Below are 15994 nucleotides of genomic sequence, written 5' to 3' on the forward strand. Positions count from 1 at the left end.
GCCCTCCTCTCAGAGGGTGTCCTCAACTCGCTTCTTCAGGGCCAGTAGCTCCCCCGCGGCGCCGATCGCCTCCTCGGCGTGTTCCCTGACCGCGCGGCGCATCGCGTTCAGGTCATCGAACGCGTCCGCCTGCGCCAGGGACAGTGCCGTCAGCTTCTCGACCACGTCTGCGAGCGCGGCGTGGGCGTTCTCCCGGGAGGTCTCCATCGCCGCGATGTCCATCCTCAGCCCGGTGAGGATCGTCCTCATCTCCGAGCCCATGGCGCTCGAGGCGCGATGCTGCTCGCGGATTGCGGCGAGCAGGGCGGTCCCGATCCGGGACGACTCCACGAGCTCCTCGGTGGCGACGCCGCCGGCCTGGTTGGCGCGCTCGATCGCCTCGCGTGCCTCGTCTCCGAGGCGCCCGATCGCCTCAGCTCCGGCGTTGGCGCTCTCTCGGGCCTCCTCGACGATGCGATCGAGCCGAGTGGTCGCCTGATCGCAGGATGCAAGGGCGGCCTCGGTCCTCGCTCGAGCCGCTTCCTGCTCCTCCTGGTGCTGGCGGAGGCGTTCCCCGTGGGTGCGGTTCTCGTGGGCGATCGCGCGCTGGACCACCTCGATCGCCTCCTCCAGATGGTCTGCCAGCCGATCCGAGGCGACGGGGTCCACACGGGGCGCGAGAGCGAAGGGCCGCGGCGCCGGCCGCGGGACGAGCGCCGATGTCAGCGGCCTGACGATTCTTCGCACGAGCTCACTCACACCGACGATCGTACGCGTGGGCGAGAGTCCCTCAGCGCGAGTCTTGCGAAGCGCCACCCTGGTAGACGCTCTCGAACTCGCTCAGGTGGATACCCATCGCAACGCAGAGCCTGTCAGCGACGGCGACCGGGACGAGCTCCCGCTCGCCGGCGAGGATCGCCCTCAACGCCCGACGGTCGATCCTCGCCTTCGAGCTGAGACTCGTCGGACCCTCGAGCGGTCGGCGTGCGAGGTAGGACGTGATCCGCTCCCTCAGGTCGCGGCCGCGGACGAACTCCCGCTCACGCGTCGAGGCCGGGCGCCGGCGCGGGGAACGCACGGACCCCGTCGACTGGCTGCGCCACACGCGGATCCGGTTCCGGATGCATTCGAGGCACCGGTAGCGGTCATATCCGAAGGCCCCCTCCGGCTTGACCTGCTGACAGCGCGAGCAACGACGTTCGGCCATCCTCTTGCTCCTTGGCATCGAGGGTGAGCATGTGCTTCCGAGCCCAGTCTGCGACAGGACGGGGTTTCTGCATGTGTGCATGCACCTTTGCCGCTGTTCAGGAGCGCGGCGGTGGTGCGCAGGCGGAAAGGTTCTCGGGGCCGATCTGACCACGCACGGTCTCGAAACTCACCGCGCCGGCGCCCAGGCACGAGATGCGCTCGCCCCACCCGTCCTGACTCACCGCGGCCTCCGCGATCGCTCGCGGACCGGGGAACAGGGCTGCGATCACGACCGCCAGGAGCAGCGCGACCGAAAGAGCGGCGATCCGCCGCACCGCACCGACGACAAGTCCGATCGCAAGGGCAATCAGAATGACCACGAGGCCGGGGTGCTCGAACAGGGTCGCGCGCATCGGGGTCAGTCCTCCCTCACCCCAGAGGCCGGCCTCTCCTTCTGACGAGCACGCTTACGGCGCGCGCGTCGCTGCCTGGTCCTCTTGTTCGCCTTGGCGGCATCGTAGTCGGAGACCATCCGGTCCCGGATCTCCGTCAATGCCTGGCGCGCCTGGTCGCTGATCACCACGCCATATTGCCGAGCGGGGCCTTCCGATCTGCTCATTCTCCGCTGTCAGTGCCGCGCGGCGAGATACGAAACGCGCGAGTGGCGTGCGCCTAGGATCGGCTCCCGATGACCAGTAGACGAGCATTCACACTGATCGAGCTGATGGTCACCATGGTGGTGCTCCTGGTCTTGCTGACGATCGCGACGCCGAGCTTCCAGAACACCCGCAACGCCGCGCAGGACACCGTCGCCCGCGCCTCGGTGACGGACTCCTACTACTCGGCGAAGGCGATCTGGAACGCCGAGCGCGTCTACCCGCCGCTGGCGACGATCGTCTCACGTCTCTCCGCGGATCATCCGGACCTGACCTTCGTGACCAACCCGCCTGGGGGATCTGATCCGGAGACGGTCTACGTCCAGCTCCTGACCGATGAGACCATCGAGCTCTGTGCGCGCTCGAGGAGCCGCACGGCCTACTGCCTCCAGGCCACCGAGCCCGGCAACCGCCGCGCCGAGCCGCTCGTCCTGACCTCGGTCCCCGACAACTCGGACAACCCGAGCGCCCAGGTGGCGTTCTCGACCCTGCCCGGCGTCACGTCGATCCGGTGCGTCCTCGACGGAGGCCCGAGCGCGCCGTGCACGTCTCCCTGGACCGGTAGCGGCCTCTCCGCCGGCCCACACACCCTCACCGTGACGGTCTCCGGCGCCGGTATCGCAACGACGAGCAAGGTCGCACGTTGGAGCCGCGTCCTGAACGCGCCGAGCGTCCAGATCACCGGCCGACCGCGCAACGGATCCCACTGGGCCTCGGGCACGATCACCTTCTCGACCACCGGCACGATCGCCAGCCGTGAGTGCCGGATCGACGGCGGGCCCTGGCAGAACTGCGCCAGCGGCAACTTCCCCTTCTCGGGCCTCGCAGTCGGCGACCACAGCGTCGATGTCCGCGTCACGAACGCCACCGGCTCCGACACCGCGAGCTTCAGCTGGCGTCGCGCCGACTACGACCAGGCGGTCCTCGCCAGCGTCCCGAACCACTACTACCGGATGGAGCAGGCGGACGGGAACATCAGCTGGGACAGCATGCACAACCCCTCGGGCAGCGGGATCGTCTGGACCAACTGGAACGGCCAGGTTGGCGACGCCCGGATCGGTGCCGGCCGGTACGGGCTCGGCCGGCACATGTTCGGCACGAGCCAGGCGACCATCGGGGGCATCACACCCTGGAGCTGGACCAACACCTCGTTCACCATCGAGTACTGGCTCAGCCTGAACGCGAGTGGGAGCTGCACGATCGGCCGCGGTGTGGCCGCCAACAGCCAGCTGCTGCACCACTGCTTCCACTTCGACCAGGGCAACGGTCAGGCCCGGATGCAGAACTCCTTCTACTTCGACGACATGACAACCGCGGGCGTCTTCGCGCCGAACACCTGGTACCACATCGCCACCACCTACGACGTGGCGACTGACAGATCGAGGATCTATCGCAACGGCGTGATGATCGCGGAGAGCAGCGTCGGCCCCCTCGTCGGGAACTCATCGAACGTCACCTACGCGGGGCACGGCGTCGGGGGAGGCTTCCTCCTCGGGCGGATCGATGAGATCGCGACCTACAACCGCGCGCTGACCCCCCAGGAGATCGCCGACCGCCAGCCCGTCCAGCCCTGATCTGAGCTGACCGGGGCCATGGCGCGAATCGGAACTTCGGGGGCGGCCCGCGGATCGGCGTCCAAGATCTGGACGTGGATGAGGTGGCCGCCCTGCGAGAGGAGATCAGACGCCTCGAGGCACGTCATGAACGCGATCTCGAGCGCGTGCGCACCACGGCGATCGAATCCGTCGCCCGGTCGGCCTTCGAGATCGTCGACGGCTGCGACCGCGTCCTCACGGACCTCGACGCGCGCAAGGCGGCCGGCATCAGCACGGGGATCGTCATGCTGCGCGACCAGGTCCTCAACGAGCTCGACCGGCACGATCTCCGGAGCGTCAACCCGCTCGGGGCCGCCTTCGACCCCCACCTCCACGAGGCCGTCGGGCGGCGCGTCGGCGCCCCCGAGGGCGAGGTCGTCGAGGTGCTCAAGCGGGGCTGGTTCCTCGGCGAGCGGATGCTGCGGGCCGCCGCGGTCGTGGTCGGCGACGGCGGCGGATGCCCGCACGGGCAGTCGAGCCCCGAGGCCTGTCTCAGCTGCTTCCGCGAAGGCCGGCGCACACGCTCGGACTCCGAGCAGCGCCGAAGGGACCGGTCATGACCGGCGCTGACCCCTACGCGATCCTCCAGGTGCCGGTCGGCACGGACGACGCGACGATCAAGAAGTCCTACCGCCGGCTGGCCCGTGAGTTCCACCCGGACCACAACCCCGGCGACGAGACGGCCGTCGCCCGCTTCCGGGAGGTCGCTGCCGCCTTCGAACTGATCAAGGACGCGCCGGCGCGCGCCAGGTACGCGTCCGCCACGACGGCCCCGGGTCCGGCGGCTGGCCGGGCGTCCAGGTCCGGGGTGGACTGGACCGAGATGTTCAACGAGACCTCCGAGGGCGGCCCGCCCGAGCGTGGCCGCGATCTTGAGATCGCGGTCGAGGTCAGCTTCGCGCAGGCCTTTGCGGGCAGCCAGGTCGAGGTCCAGGCGAGCGTCGAGGTCAACTGCGGGGTCTGTGGCGGGACGGGCGCCGCCCCCGGGGCGAGCGTGCGCCGCTGCCATGTCTGCAAGGGCGAGCAGTTCATCAGGGTCGGACGGATCAACACCGTCTGTGAGGCCTGCGCGGGGCAGGGGCGGATCATCGAGACCCGATGTGAGTCCTGCCACCAGGGCCGCATCCTCGAGCGGCGGACCCAGAGGATCGCCATCCCCGCAGGGGTGGCCGACGGCCAGCAGCTGGTGGTCGCCGGCGCCGGCGAGTCCGGGGCCCAGAGCCCCGGCGACCTGCTGGTCGCGGTGTCCGTGGCCCCATCACCGACCTTCGAGCGCCTCGAGGGCGCTGACCTGCTCATCGAGATCCCGGTCTCGTATCCGGAGGCATGCCTCGGGGCGAAGATCAGGATCCCGACCCCCGAGCGGCCGATCCTGCTGAGCCTGCCACCCGGCTCGGGCTCTGGCGCCCTGCTGAGAGTCCGCGGCCGGGGGATGCCCCTGGTCGATGACCCCGGCACCCGGGGGGACCTCTATGCGCGCATCGTCATCGACGTGCCGGTGAAGCTGAGCTCGGCCGAGAGGCGCCTCGTGACCCAGCTCGCCAGCCATGGACGCAAGGACCTGCGGGCCTCGCTGTTCGAGCCCGAGGTCGCCGGCGCATAGAAACGCCGCCCGCGCTCAGGCGCGTGGGCACAGTGGACGGCGTGAGAAGCCGCCTCCTCGCCGTGGTGTCCGTGCTCGTCTGCGCGCTGTCGCTGACCGCTTGCGCCCCGTCGGCAGACAACTTCAGTGCCCTCGGCAACGCGATCTGCGCCAACACCGGGCGCTCGCTGGCATCCCAGGGCGCTCAGGCGATCTCGGAGGAGACCAGCGAGGAGCAGCTGGCCGACCTCTACCTCGCGATCCTCACCGTCCACCTGCAGGAGCGCAAGGCCCTCGGTGGCCTGACCGCCCCGGGTGACAAGGCGGCCGCCTGGCAGGCGTTCCTCACCCATCTCGACGCGGTGAACCTCTACGCCAAGAACCAGCTGACCGGACGCAAGCAGGGCAGCTCGATCGACCTCGCCCACCAGGACCAGAGCCACGCGGCCTTCGCGGCCTTCGGCCTGTCCGAGTGCGCGACCCGGGGCCAGGAGTGGCCGGGCTATGGCGACCCGGTCGGCCCGGGATCCGACAGCGCAGACCCGCCTCCGGGCACCCCCGTCCCTGACGGGACGCCGCTTCCCTTCGGCGTCGAGATCGAAGGCTTCGAGACCGCCCCGGACCCGAACGCGGTGCCGGGGGAGGAGCCCGCCGCTCCTCCGGCGGCCCCCTGAGCCTGGTCCCGCCGCCGAGCCCCTAGGCGGCGAGAGCTCCCGCCGCGCGCAGGATCAGCAGGGGCGCCTGGGCCCATTCGTCGCCGGCGCGGGGGGCGAGGAAGCCGATCTGGGCATCGCACCAGCCAAGCGACTCACTCGCCCTCTTGGTCGGCGCGCAGAGGATGAACTGCAGGCCCTGGGTGTCGGCCAGGCGCGCGAAGACCTCCCCGAGCTCCTGGGCCCGGTCCTCGTCGAGGCTGGCTGCGTGCTCGTCGATCATGACCAGGGGACAGCGCGACCGCTCGCCGGTGAGCGCCGACAGCAGCAGGAGCAGCCCGGTCTTCGCCCGCCATCCTCCGCTGAGCTCACCGTCCCGGAAGAAGCTCTTGAGCGGCCGGCCGGGGTGCTCACGCATCAGCAGGTCGATCCGCGAGCGGCCGGATTCGCTCGTCTCGACGACCAGACGACCCTCCATCCCCGCCGCCTCGCAGAGCAGGCCGAACCTCTCCCCCATCTCCTCGAGGATCCGCCCGCGCTCGGTCTCCCAGAGCGACGTCGCCTCATGGAGGACACCCAGGAGCCGCTCGACCGCGGCGTCGTGCTCACCGAGCAGCGACAGGGCCTCCTCGAGACGGGCTTGCGCCCCGTCGTGCTCCCCGGCGCGCGCCCGGAGGACCTCGACCGAACCGACCGAGCCAAGGATCCGGTCCAGAGCGCGTGAGCGGGCCGACTCGCAGGCCGACAGCTCGGCGCGGGCCTGCTCGAGTGAGACCTCCTCCACCGTTGAGGCCTCATCAGCATGCGGGGCCGGCCCGATCTCAGAGAGCTCGCGCTCGAGGGAGCGAAGGAGCGACCGGTCGGCCGCGGTCTGGGCCGCGAGCGTCGCCCGCAGGCGCTCCGCATCCCCCAGCTGGCCGACCAGATCCTCGCGCCGTGCCGCCGCGGCGTCGGGGAACCACTCGGCGCCCGACCAGACCCCGCCCTCCTCGCGGACCATCGGGCCGGCGAGACCCACGGAGGCCAGGTAGGCGTCGATGCCGGACCCTCCGCCGAGCGACGGAGTCAGGACGAGAGGGACGCCGTCCGGCAGATCCGGGTCCTCGCGCAGGGCGTCGAAGGCCGCGCGATCATCGACAAGCAGCCCGTAGCGGCGGGGGCCGAGGAGCGCCTCGATGAGTTCACGCTCGGCCAGGTCCGCGGCCAGGCGCTCATCGAGGATGCTGACCCCGGTGTGCCGGGCGCAGACGCCGCGCAGGTGGTCCATCAGGCTCTCATCGCGCTCGGCCGGCGCGAGGGTCGGCGCCCCTCGGCGAAGACGCGCGCGGAGCTCGCTGACCGCCTCCTCTGAGTCCTGCAGCTGCTCCTCGGCCTCGGCGATCCGCTCCCGGAGCGCCTGCGCCTCGGTCTCGATCCTGACCCGGTGCTGGGCCCGGGCGCCGGCGAGCGTCCGCGCCGCGACGGCGACCTCTCCCTCGAGCTCGGTCAGCTCGTCGGCCATCTCACGTGCGCGCTCCAGGGAGGCGACGCGCCGCTGCTCGGCGATCGCCCCGTGGCGGACCTGCTCGCGCTCGCGCTTTGCGTCCTCGAGGCTCGCTCTGGCGAGGTCGAGCTCGTCGAGCCGGTCCTGATGGCCGAGCATCGCCAGCAGCTGGGCCAGCAGGTCGTCCTGCTTGGCTGCCATGACCCGGTGGGCCTCGCCCTGGGGCAGCTCGAACAGGCGGATCATCGAGGCGTCGACGCCCAGAGGCTCGAGGACCTCACGGCGCCACCGCTCAGGAGCCAGCCACCGCTCGCGCGGCTGGTCCGACAGGAACGCCGCCATGCTCTGTTCCAGGGGCGCCGTGAGGCCCACCGACCCCTCCAGCAGGCAGAACCGCCGGGAGCGTCGCGTTACCGACATGCAGAGCGTGCCGTGGTCGCTCCCGGCCCCGAGCAGCGGGGAGAGGCCGCTCGCCTCGAGGAGAATGAGGGCCGTTGCCGCCTCCCGGCCCTCGGGGGAGCGGTGGAGGTAGTGGGCGGGGGTCCGGCTCTGCCCGAAGCGCCGCGCCCCGAGGACGGCCTTGATCGCGTCCATCGCCGAGCTCTTGCCCGAGCCGTTCGCGCCGCAGAAGACGTTGATGCGCCCGTCCACGCTGATCCGCGACGGGGACAGGTGCGACCAGTTGATCGCCTGCAGAGAGTGGATGCGAAGGCTCATGAGGTGGCTCCGAGGGCGCGGGCGACAAGACGGGCGTCGATCAGCAGCAGACGCGGGCCGGCTTCGATGAACTCGGCCGAGCGCCGCTGCCCCGGAGCGGTGACCCGCAGGTAGCCGTCGCGCTCGAGCGGTCCGAGCACGGCGCGGCGAAGCCACTCCTTCGACCATCCCTGGCCGTCGGAGATCCGGCGGTGGAACTCGCTGACGCTGATGCGCGGCCGGGGGGTCTCCTGGCCGGGTACAGGAGCCACGACGAGCTCGACGCTCAGGAGGGCGAGGGCGGCGAGCTGGGGCTCGGAGTAGCCGCTCGCCCCGTCCTCGAGGTCGGCCGCCACGGCGTAGTAGCGGTCGTCGACCAGCCCGAGCCGGAAGCCGACCGCATCGAGCAGCTCCTCGACCTCGCGGACAAGACCCGGGTCCCGCATGGCACTCCGGGGGACGGTCTCATCACAGAGCAGCCGCTGGGTCTGTGCCCGGGCCTCCGTTCCGCGGGCGGCGGAGTCCCAGCCCTCCTCATCGTGCTCGACAAGCTTCAGATCAACCATGGACCGCGGCTTCCTTCCATGCGTCGACGCTCGCCCGGGAGGCGAGGCGCACTGCCGGCGAGGGGTCCACGAGGACACTCCCGTCGCTGCTGATGCCCGCCGCCTCGCGGCCGAGCAGTGTTTCGTGGAGACGCACGAACCCGTGCTGGAGCGACAGCGCGTCGCCCCAGTCCCCGCACTCTCCGATCAGGGATTCGAAGGAGACCTGCTCCCGGGCGCCGAGGTTCCGGTAGAGGCGCTCGAGCGAATCGGGCTGGGGCTCCGCGGCCTCGACCGCCTGGGTCACCTCGGGCTCCGGGAGGGCGCTGGGCCTGTCCCGATCCGAGAGGCGCAGCAGGGCGGCCGCGAGGGCCCGCGGGTCCGGCAGCTGGTGCATGCGGGGCGCCGGGCGCGCCCGGCCGCCGAGAAGCGAAGCCAGCTGTTCGAGTGAGAGGGAGCGCGCCTTGGCGCGCAGGTCGGCGGCCGAGGCGCCGCCGGCCCGGGGCATCCGGTCGGCCGACTCGCGGCTGAGGTTCTCGAGGACGCCGGAGACGCCGAGCGCGAGGCGCGAGACCAGCTCGACGGCCCGCTCGGTGTAGCGGCGGCCGTGATCGTCGGTGCCGAGCCGCTCCAGAAGCCGCTCGGCATCGTCCACGTGGCGCTCGATCTGCCGAGCCGTCTCGAGGGCGTCCTCGATCTGCCCCTGCCCGATCGCTTCGAGGGTGAGGACGTCCTCCTCCAGCAGGTCGATCAGCCCGGCGAGGGTCAGGTCCCCGTCGTCGCTGTCGGCGGCGATCCCGAAGAGGGCGCCCTGTAGCTCGACCAGCTCGGCAGCCGGCCGGGAGCCGGAGAGCAGGTAGAGGGCCGTCAGCACCGGGCGCTGATCGGCCGGGACCAGATAGCGGCTGCGCTGGGCGTCCCACTGGAGGGAACCCGTGCGCTTGAGGGAGACGAGCGCCCGCTGCGTACGAACGTCGTCCATCCGGGAGAGCTGGCGTATCTGGCCGGGGGACCAGCCGCCGCCGGGGGCGCCGAGCAGGTCGCGTAGCAGCGTCAGCCGCTCGTTGCGCTGCTCGTGGGGCCCCGAGAGGATCCTGGCGAGCGCCTCGATCCCCGCGCCTGGTGACAGTTCCGACACGCAGGCTGTTTCGACGGCCCCGGTGGCGGTCCTGCCACCGGGCCCGCGGGTCGGATCAGCGCAGGAGGTGGATCTGCTCGGGGGAGATCTCGCTCGGGTCCAGGTCCGCGCCGGTCATCTTCGGGTCGTCGCCCGAGTAGAACAGACCGAAGGAGGGGCTCGAGAACGGGTTCAGGCAGACGTGGCCGTGGGAGACCCAGAGGCGCTCCCACGGGGCGCCGTGCTTCTGGACCGACAGCACCGACTCGATGATCTCGCGGATGAAGAACTGGTCCGCGCCGCGCGCCACGAGGCGCTGCCAGCATCCGCCGCGCACCAGCGCGCGCGCCAGGTCCGTCGACTCGACCAGGATGGTGCGCACCCGTCCCCGACGGTCGCAGCACCGGTGGAGCTCGACGCCCCAGTCGCGGAGGGTCGGGCCGTCCACGCCGAGCCAGTCCATGACCTTGGCCAGCTCCCAGTGCCGGGCGGCCCGGCGCAGGCCGAGGCGACGGGCGCGGTAGGCGACGGCGGTCTCGGTGTGACCGACGAAGTGCGCGATCACCTCGATCTCGAGCCGGCCGAAGTGGCGGGTCAGGTAGTCGTCGTGGTCCGCGCTGAAGACCGTGGTCGCCGGGTCCTCCCGGAGAAGGCGCCGCCCCGGCTCCATCGCCTTGGCACGGGCCAGATCACGCTCGGGACGGTCATCCCCCGCCGTGACATGCAGTCGACAGGCCAGGTTGTAGAGTTGCGGCACCGAGAGGATCCCCAGATCCGACGCAAGTGCCCGCTTGTCATCGATACCCCGGCAGTGCGGGTATCGGTCCCGGACCGCCTCGATCACATCGGGCGCGTACCGTGATCGGCTCGGAGCTGGACTGACAGTGTGAGGCGGCATTCTCTTCGCTTCCGTACAAGCCGGGGGCGCGGCGTTTGGCAGGGGCTGCTCCGGGGGACTGACCGGCGCGGTACCAATGAACGATGGGCCGGGCGAAAAGCCTGGATTAGCGGCTCTTTCGACGATGGGCAGCTGCTCTAGCCGAGATGCCGCTCCCCGACCGGGATCCGCCCCGCACGCGAGGCCGGGGATGAGTACCGGGCGCGGGGAATCGAGAGGTACAACCTCGCTCTGAGCGGCAAAAACGACGCAAGCGAGATCTGGAGATCGTCTCCGCGGCGCGTCCGATACTGATGTCAGTGAGTGAGCACCCGGACATCCACGCCCAAGCCCTCGGTGTGCTGCAGGGATGGAAGCTCGGTGCGCGGCCGGCGCCCTCACAGGGGGCTGTCGCCTTCGCGCTCTGCGGCCCGGCGGCGGACGAGGTGGCGGAGCTGGTCAGCGGAGAGAAGGTGATCGCCCAGCTCGATTCGCTGACGCGCTCGATCTACTCCGAGGGCCTGCCCCGCCTTTCCTCGCCGGGTCTTCTCGACCTCGCCCTCGCCCAGCGGCTTCTCTCCGGATATGCGCTCGTGCTGAGCAACCGCGGCTTCGGCCAGGCGGTCATGGCTCCGGGCCTCCGGATGGAGGCGGCCGATGATGCGGCGGTACCGGGCCTCCAGGTGGCGCTCGCCATCGGGCCTGCTCAGCGTGGCGCAGCCCGCGCGAGCGCCTACGTCGTCGGAGAAGGAGCCGCCTGATGGCGAGCTTGGTGGCAGCCGCACAGCTTCTGTGCGCCCTCGGGCTGATCTCCTTTGCGATCGCGGCCTGCCTCGGCAGGCACACGATGCTCGCCGGCTACCTGCTGCGGGCCCTGTCGACCAGTGCGGGCGGGGCGACGTTGCTGCGGGTCCTCTGGCAGGAGCGGATCGCGACCCGGTACCGGCGCCGGCGCAACGCCCGCTCCCGTGCCCGTCGGGCCCGCCAGGCGCGCGATGAGGATCCGCCCGCGGATGCCCCCGCCTCCCGCCGCCAGGCCTGGCGCACCCGCCCCGAGGCCGAGGCGGGCGCGGACCCTCCCTCGCGCGAGGAGTAGGGGTGGGGTCATCGGTCGCCCACTTCAAGCGGCTACCGCGGGGATCCACCGGGCACCCGGCGGACTGTCTCTGCCGCCTCCATGAGTCCGGCGTCTGGGCTGGCTATGACCCGGTCACGCGCGCGCTGGTCATGCCGAACTCGCCGGTCGGTGAGCAGACACGCGAGAGACTCCAGCGGCGCTTCCGGATCACCTTCCAGGAGGAGATCGGACCGGGTGAATGGCAGCGTGGCTGCGAGCTCCACCGTGAGGCCGACCAGAAGCAACGCGAGGAACGCTGGAAGGCCGGCAACTCGACCGCCTACGAGCGCAGCATGGTCAAGTGGCAGCGGGGCGTCGCGATGGGCCACTGGCCCGGCGAGCCGGCGACCGGGCCCAGCTCCTAGCGTTCGTCGCTGCGGAAGGCGTAGTCAGCGAAGCCGCGTCCCCGCAGGACCAGCGGCGGGCAGGTCCGCTCGGCGTATCCGCTGAACAGGCACGCGCGCAGGGTGATAGTCAGGCTCACCGTCACGCCTGAGGTCAGGTGGCAGTCGCCGAAGTCATCGCGCCAGGCCAGGCGCCCGCCGATCCCGATGCCGGGGAGGGCCTCGCAGGTGTTCGGGTCGATCAGGGCGCGGGCCTCGATCGGGTTGAAGGCCACGTTGTTGACCTCGATCTGGATCGAGTCGAGCGCCTGGGGCGTCAGGCCGAACTTGCCCTGGAGGTTCGCGTCGATGACCGCGCGCGCCCGCGCCTGGGCCCCGGCCTCGTCGATCAGGATCACGCCGGCACCGGCGCCACCGGCCGAAGGGTCGACGATGGCACTGGCCGCGGCGTAGGCCGCGGCCTGGGCGGTCTCGGTGAGGCGTGAGTGGGCGGCGGTGGAGACCGCGATCAGGTGGAGGCCGAAGAGGCTCCCGAGTCCGAGGAAGCCGAAGAAGATCAGGGTGAGCAGGAGAACCGCGCCGCGGCGGCGGCCGTGGCGACGGCGAGGGAGCCGAGGCATCAGCGGACCTCCCGGGTGAGGCTCGGCACGTCGATGTGGCGCTGCATGGCGATCGAGACGTCGCCGGCGCACTCGCGGTCGCCCATCAGCTCCGGCACGCAGAACTCGAACCAGGGCTGGGTGTAACGGACCTCGATCCGCAGCTGCTCACCGAAGGGGACCGGGACCGCGCTCGAGGTGTTGGCCGCCGGCGGGATCTGCTCGATCACCTGGCCGTCGCGGACCCGGAACGCCCGGCAGATCGCCTCACCACCGCCCGAGCGCGGCAGCATCTGCTCACAGCGCGTCTCGATCGCCTGGGTGTAGCGACCGTTTGCGGCGACGTACAGGGCCGTCTGGGAGAGCGCGTGCTGGGCGGCGAGGGCGTTCCCATAGCCGACGGTGATGAAGACGCAACCCGCCGTCACGATCATCAGGATCACGAAGGTCAGCAGGAACTCGAGGGTCTCGACCCCGGCGCGGCGCGCGTGGCGGTGCCGGCGCATCAGTCGCCTCTCAGTGAGCTGGTGCGGCTGCTGGCGCTCAGGCACTCGTTCAGGTTGTCGGCAAGGGCCAGGCCGGAGATCCAGCGCGCCGTGAGCTCGACCTCGATCTGGGTGAGTCGGCGGTCTCCACCGACTCCACGCGAGACGAGCACACGCCGGCGCACCAGGTCTCCGGTGCCCGTGCCACAGGATGCGTCGGCGATCACACCGGGGAGGCCGTTCGCCGCACCCTGGTCGGAGATGCTCGCGAGGACGATGCCCGCGGCCCGGTCCGCCTCGCGCACGGCGATCTGGTGGTTGGCGGCGTCAGCGGCGATGTCACCACCGAAGGCACTGGCACCGAAGCGCCAGCGGTCGTATGCCGACTGGGCTGACTGGGCGGCCACGTCTGAGCTCGTGGAGAGGACCGTCGAGGTCCAGTAGAGCGAGCCGACCGTGTAGAGGCCCCAGAGGAGCACGATCAGGGAGAACATCGCCGCGAGCAGCTCGATGAAGCTGGTGCCGTGTCGTGCACGCAGAGCGCGCGTGAGTCGGTGGCCTCTCATCGGTCGTCCGAGCATGCCAGCGGCCCGATTCGGGAGAGGACTTCTCCGCCCTCCCTGAAGATGAGCGGCCCGTCGGGCCCCCTCCTATCCTCGCCCCATGCGCCGGCACCTGATCACGATGGCCTCGACCGCCCTGCTGATCGGGGTGGTCCCGAGCTCCGCGGCGGCGCAGGCGTGCTTTCACCCTTTCAGCGGATGGGTGGTCCTGGAAGGGACTCTCGAGCGCGCCGTCGCTCCGGGGCCGGGGGCTGTCTCCACGGCCGAAGCGAGGCTCCGCAGGGCCACAGCGAACCAGTCCAGGGCGAAGGTGTCCCTACGCCGGATCCCCGACAAGGGGAGCCCGCAGGCCGTGAAGGCACGCGCGGTCCTCGCGCGCACCGCATCAGTCGCATCGGCGCGCGCCGCGGAGCTCCGCCTGCTCCGCGCTGGCGCCCGCGGCTTCACGCTCCGGGTCGGCCTCGGCCTGACCGGCAGCGGCCACCTCGGCCCCACCTCCTATCGCTTCGACACTCCCTGCCATTTCCAGAAGCAGACAGGCCGTCCGCTCAGGGCCGACACCGGGCTGAGGGTGACGGTGCGCTCCACCCGGGCGACGAAGATGGCCGCTGTCAGCCGGGATCTCATCCGGCCCCGCGTCGGACACCGGATCTCGGTGACCCTCAGTCAGGTCCCGAACATGCGGCGGATCGGGGCCGGGCGCCTGCGCGCCTTGACCAATTGGGGCTGAGCCCCGGCAGTGCCCTACGAGGGAGCCGGGACCTCGAGGCGGATCAGGTCCTCGGACCCGTTGGGGTCGGGGAGGCTGACGATCACCGGCTCGCTCGATGACACCGGCGGGAAGACGATGTAGCCGCGACGGGTGAGGCGCTCGTCCGTCTGGCCGCCGGCGGGGAGGTTGCTGGAGTCGAGCGCGTCGCTCTGGGCGGCCTCGGGCACCGCGCCGAGCTCACGCCCGTCGGCGGTCAGCAGGCTCGCGCGCCCGGGGTCGTAGCTGGCCGGGGTGCTGGTCGAGAAGTTGCGCAGGCTCAGGAAGACCCGGGTCTCGTCGGGGGCGAACTCCACCCGCTGGACCGACATCCTCAGGTTGTCGCGCCGGATCACGAGGGCCGGATCGGGCGTCACACCCTCCGGCGCCTCGGGCCACGTCCGCACCGCCGGGGCGCGCAGCTGGGACGGTGAGACGTCGGTCCAGGAGCCGACGGCGACGATCGGCTGGTTGTTCAACGTGCTCGGGTTGAGGAAGGCGCTCGACCAATAGATGAAGCCGAAGACCTCGATGAAGCCGCTCGAGGGCACCTGGTCGCGCGAGAAGCCGAGGGTGACGGGGCGCTGGCCCTCGCCGTCCTCGGTCACGACCTGCTGGAAGAAGCCCGGGTTGTTCGGCGGCAGGAAGACCGCCGGCACGAAGATCGCGCTGTCGCGGACGAAGTAGTCCGGGTTCCCGGCGTTCGAGGTCGTCGGGATGTAGGCGTTGAAGCGGACCGGGATGCCGCGGTTGAAGGGGTAGCTCTCGTAGAAGGTCTCGAGGCCGCTGACCGGCTGGGCGGCCTCGACGAAGGCGTCGAGCTCCTCACCGACCAACGGGAAGGTGTAGGCGGTGGGCTGGGCGGTGTCGCAGCCGGCGAAGCAGGGCGGGTTGGCCGGGGTGGCGAGGGCGGCCTGCGCCTCGGCGACCTCGTCTCCTCCGCAGGAGTTGACTCCGACGAAGGCGATCGCCATCAGGACCACGGCGATGATCCCGAGACGGATGGGGTTGCGGATCTTGTAGCGGGTCCGCCCGATGGTGATGGAGGCCATCAGCGGGCGCCCGGCGGGTCGATCGTCTTCGGCGTCGTCCCGCTGTCGGGGGCGGGCGAGTCGACGTCGTTGCCGGTCGCCTGCGCCAGCGCCTCGAAGACCGAGTTCAGGAGCCAGTTGAGGAAGTCGTGAACCAGCTCGGGCCGGGCCAGGTAGGCGGCGAGCAGGACGATGCCGATGATCACCGGCCCTGCGTTGACACCCTCACCGAGGCGCGACCTCATGAGCCGATCCCCGATGTGACGCCGGCCGACGCGAGGGCCCAGCCCTCGTCGGCGCGGGTGTAGACCAGGTCGATGCCGAGAGCCGTGGGCTGGGCCTCCGGGGGGAAGTAGGTCGCGATGACCGCCACCGTCGCGTCGGTCCCGTCGAAGGCGCTGATCTCGAGACTCGGCTCGCCGGCCTGTGCGCCTGCCAGGGCCTGGGCGGCGGGGGCGAGCTGGCTGACCAGGCGCTCGGCGATCGAGCGGGACCCGAGGCGCTCCGTGAGCTGCTCCACGTCCGGGCGGAGGGAACCGATCAGAGGGAAGTCCGTGGAGGCGACCTCGAGGAGGGCCTCAGCGTCTGCGTCCGGGATCAGAGGCTCGGCGAGGCCGCGGGCGTCGACGATCGTCGGCTCCCTACCCTCCGCGAGTCCGGCCGGAGGGGATACGGCGTAGGCCGGCACATCATCCCCGAGGCTGAGCCCGCTGACGGTCTGCCAGATCACCGTCCC

General features: G+C 71.2%; 21 protein-coding genes. 8 read left to right on the forward strand and 13 right to left on the reverse strand.

Features of this window, described 5'->3' with window-relative positions:
- Window positions 1-9: 9 nt before the first annotated feature.
- The 3 genes from IU369_RS22365 to IU369_RS22375 all read right to left on the reverse strand — a co-directional run bounded on the left by IU369_RS22365 (window position 10) and on the right by IU369_RS22375 (window position 1580).
- On the reverse strand, window positions 10-738 hold the full coding sequence (locus IU369_RS22365) for a coiled-coil domain-containing protein (RefSeq protein WP_217924649.1): 729 nt from the start codon (window positions 736-738) through the stop codon (window positions 10-12).
- Between the two features lie 31 nt (window positions 739-769).
- A complete protein-coding gene (locus IU369_RS22370; protein WP_217924650.1) occupies window positions 770-1186 on the reverse strand; it encodes a hypothetical protein in 417 nt (138 codons plus the stop codon).
- A 97-nt stretch (window positions 1187-1283) separates the two neighbouring features.
- Complete coding sequence (locus IU369_RS22375; protein ID WP_217924651.1) at window positions 1284-1580, reverse strand: hypothetical protein; 297 nt, start codon at window positions 1578-1580, stop codon at window positions 1284-1286.
- A gap of 275 nt (window positions 1581-1855) precedes the next feature.
- Between IU369_RS22375 and IU369_RS22380 the strand changes: the two genes are divergently transcribed.
- From IU369_RS22380 to IU369_RS22395, 4 genes are all read left to right on the forward strand, one after another.
- Window positions 1856-3397, forward strand: a complete 1542-nt coding sequence (locus tag IU369_RS22380; protein ID WP_217924652.1) for a LamG domain-containing protein — start codon at window positions 1856-1858, stop codon at window positions 3395-3397.
- A gap of 74 nt (window positions 3398-3471) precedes the next feature.
- Window positions 3472-3978, forward strand: a complete 507-nt coding sequence (grpE, locus tag IU369_RS22385; protein ID WP_217924653.1) for a nucleotide exchange factor GrpE — start codon at window positions 3472-3474, stop codon at window positions 3976-3978.
- Window positions 3975-5021 carry a DnaJ C-terminal domain-containing protein gene (locus IU369_RS22390; protein ID WP_217924654.1) on the forward strand — a complete coding sequence of 349 codons (1047 nt, stop codon included), beginning with the start codon at window positions 3975-3977 and terminating at the stop codon, window positions 5019-5021. Before grpE ends, IU369_RS22390 begins: the two co-directional genes overlap by 4 nt.
- Window positions 5022-5062: 41 nt before the next feature.
- A complete protein-coding gene (locus IU369_RS22395; RefSeq protein WP_217924655.1) occupies window positions 5063-5674 on the forward strand; it encodes a hypothetical protein in 612 nt (203 codons plus the stop codon).
- A gap of 22 nt (window positions 5675-5696) precedes the next feature.
- On the opposite strand, the gene IU369_RS22400 is transcribed toward IU369_RS22395, so the two are convergent.
- The 4 genes from IU369_RS22400 to IU369_RS22415 are packed head-to-tail and all read right to left on the reverse strand — an operon-like array spanning window position 5697 to window position 10251.
- Window positions 5697-7853 (reverse strand): ATP-binding protein, encoded by a 2157-nt coding sequence (locus tag IU369_RS22400; RefSeq protein ID WP_217924656.1) that lies wholly within the window; start codon window positions 7851-7853, stop codon window positions 5697-5699.
- Complete coding sequence (locus tag IU369_RS22405; protein WP_217924657.1) at window positions 7850-8398, reverse strand: hypothetical protein; 549 nt, start codon at window positions 8396-8398, stop codon at window positions 7850-7852. Before IU369_RS22405 ends, IU369_RS22400 begins: the two co-directional genes overlap by 4 nt.
- Entirely contained in the window at window positions 8391-9515 is a 1125-nt protein-coding gene (locus IU369_RS22410; RefSeq protein WP_217924658.1) for a hypothetical protein, read from the reverse strand. Before IU369_RS22410 ends, IU369_RS22405 begins: the two co-directional genes overlap by 8 nt.
- A 55-nt stretch (window positions 9516-9570) precedes the next feature.
- Entirely contained in the window at window positions 9571-10251 is a 681-nt protein-coding gene (locus tag IU369_RS22415) for a hypothetical protein (protein ID WP_217924659.1), read from the reverse strand.
- A 440-nt stretch (window positions 10252-10691) separates the two neighbouring features.
- Here IU369_RS22415 and IU369_RS22420 point away from each other — a divergent pair, with 440 nt between their 5' ends.
- The 3 genes from IU369_RS22420 to IU369_RS22430 are packed head-to-tail and all read left to right on the forward strand — an operon-like array spanning window position 10692 to window position 11853.
- Window positions 10692-11132, forward strand: a complete 441-nt coding sequence (locus tag IU369_RS22420; RefSeq protein WP_217924660.1) for a hypothetical protein — start codon at window positions 10692-10694, stop codon at window positions 11130-11132.
- The gene (locus tag IU369_RS22425; RefSeq protein ID WP_217924661.1) at window positions 11132-11467 is read left to right on the forward strand and encodes a hypothetical protein; all 336 of its coding nucleotides are present in this window, start codon (window positions 11132-11134) and stop codon (window positions 11465-11467) included. Before IU369_RS22420 ends, IU369_RS22425 begins: the two co-directional genes overlap by 1 nt.
- Window positions 11468-11469: 2 nt before the next feature.
- Window positions 11470-11853, forward strand: a complete 384-nt coding sequence (locus IU369_RS22430) for a hypothetical protein (protein WP_217924662.1) — start codon at window positions 11470-11472, stop codon at window positions 11851-11853.
- Here IU369_RS22430 and IU369_RS22435 read toward each other — a convergent pair.
- The 3 genes from IU369_RS22435 to IU369_RS22445 are packed head-to-tail and all read right to left on the reverse strand — an operon-like array spanning window position 11850 to window position 13482.
- A complete protein-coding gene (locus IU369_RS22435; protein ID WP_217924663.1) occupies window positions 11850-12452 on the reverse strand; it encodes a P-loop NTPase family protein in 603 nt (200 codons plus the stop codon). The genes IU369_RS22430 and IU369_RS22435 overlap by 4 nt on opposite strands.
- Window positions 12452-12937 (reverse strand): hypothetical protein, encoded by a 486-nt coding sequence (locus IU369_RS22440; RefSeq protein WP_217924664.1) that lies wholly within the window; start codon window positions 12935-12937, stop codon window positions 12452-12454. The genes IU369_RS22435 and IU369_RS22440 overlap by 1 nt, the downstream gene beginning before the upstream one ends.
- The gene (locus IU369_RS22445; RefSeq protein WP_217924665.1) at window positions 12937-13482 is read right to left on the reverse strand and encodes a hypothetical protein; all 546 of its coding nucleotides are present in this window, start codon (window positions 13480-13482) and stop codon (window positions 12937-12939) included. Before IU369_RS22445 ends, IU369_RS22440 begins: the two co-directional genes overlap by 1 nt.
- Window positions 13483-13579: 97 nt before the next feature.
- Here IU369_RS22445 and IU369_RS22450 point away from each other — a divergent pair, with 97 nt between their 5' ends.
- Window positions 13580-14209 carry a hypothetical protein gene (locus IU369_RS22450; protein ID WP_217924666.1) on the forward strand — a complete coding sequence of 210 codons (630 nt, stop codon included), beginning with the start codon at window positions 13580-13582 and terminating at the stop codon, window positions 14207-14209.
- Window positions 14210-14223: 14 nt separating this feature from the next.
- Here IU369_RS22450 and IU369_RS22455 read toward each other — a convergent pair whose 3' ends face one another.
- From IU369_RS22455 to IU369_RS22465, 3 genes are read right to left on the reverse strand one after another with little or no spacing between them, the layout of a single operon-like run.
- Window positions 14224-15279 (reverse strand): hypothetical protein, encoded by a 1056-nt coding sequence (locus IU369_RS22455; protein ID WP_217924667.1) that lies wholly within the window; start codon window positions 15277-15279, stop codon window positions 14224-14226.
- Complete coding sequence (locus IU369_RS22460; protein WP_217924668.1) at window positions 15279-15503, reverse strand: hypothetical protein; 225 nt, start codon at window positions 15501-15503, stop codon at window positions 15279-15281. The genes IU369_RS22455 and IU369_RS22460 overlap by 1 nt, the downstream gene beginning before the upstream one ends.
- The gene (locus IU369_RS22465) at window positions 15500-15988 is read right to left on the reverse strand and encodes a hypothetical protein (protein ID WP_217924669.1); all 489 of its coding nucleotides are present in this window, start codon (window positions 15986-15988) and stop codon (window positions 15500-15502) included. Before IU369_RS22465 ends, IU369_RS22460 begins: the two co-directional genes overlap by 4 nt.
- Window positions 15989-15994: the final 6 nt, after the last annotated feature.

The sequence above is a fragment of the Miltoncostaea oceani genome, from assembly GCF_018141545.1.
In the GTDB taxonomy this organism is placed as follows: Bacteria; Actinomycetota; Thermoleophilia; order Miltoncostaeales; family Miltoncostaeaceae; genus Miltoncostaea; species Miltoncostaea oceani.

Excerpts from the sequence above, each read along its gene's own strand:
- IU369_RS22435 (WP_217924663.1), bottom strand. The coding sequence starts at position 12,452 with ATGCCTCGGCTCCCTCGCCGTCGCCACGGCCGCCGCCGCGGCGCGGTT.
- IU369_RS22450 (WP_217924666.1), top strand. The coding sequence starts at position 13,580 with ATGCGCCGGCACCTGATCACGATGGCCTCGACCGCCCTGCTGATCGGG.
- IU369_RS22460 (WP_217924668.1), bottom strand. The coding sequence starts at position 15,503 with ATGAGGTCGCGCCTCGGTGAGGGTGTCAACGCAGGGCCGGTGATCATC.
- IU369_RS22380 (WP_217924652.1), top strand. The coding sequence starts at position 1,856 with ATGACCAGTAGACGAGCATTCACACTGATCGAGCTGATGGTCACCATG.
- IU369_RS22445 (WP_217924665.1), bottom strand. The coding sequence starts at position 13,482 with ATGAGAGGCCACCGACTCACGCGCGCTCTGCGTGCACGACACGGCACC.
- IU369_RS22455 (WP_217924667.1), bottom strand. The coding sequence starts at position 15,279 with ATGGCCTCCATCACCATCGGGCGGACCCGCTACAAGATCCGCAACCCC.
- IU369_RS22370 (WP_217924650.1), bottom strand. The coding sequence starts at position 1,186 with ATGGCCGAACGTCGTTGCTCGCGCTGTCAGCAGGTCAAGCCGGAGGGG.
- IU369_RS22405 (WP_217924657.1), bottom strand. The coding sequence starts at position 8,398 with ATGGTTGATCTGAAGCTTGTCGAGCACGATGAGGAGGGCTGGGACTCC.
- IU369_RS22425 (WP_217924661.1), top strand. The coding sequence starts at position 11,132 with ATGGCGAGCTTGGTGGCAGCCGCACAGCTTCTGTGCGCCCTCGGGCTG.
- IU369_RS22390 (WP_217924654.1), top strand. The coding sequence starts at position 3,975 with ATGACCGGCGCTGACCCCTACGCGATCCTCCAGGTGCCGGTCGGCACG.
- IU369_RS22400 (WP_217924656.1), bottom strand. The coding sequence starts at position 7,853 with ATGAGCCTTCGCATCCACTCTCTGCAGGCGATCAACTGGTCGCACCTG.
- IU369_RS22375 (WP_217924651.1), bottom strand. The coding sequence starts at position 1,580 with ATGCGCGCGACCCTGTTCGAGCACCCCGGCCTCGTGGTCATTCTGATT.
- IU369_RS22440 (WP_217924664.1), bottom strand. The coding sequence starts at position 12,937 with ATGCGCCGGCACCGCCACGCGCGCCGCGCCGGGGTCGAGACCCTCGAG.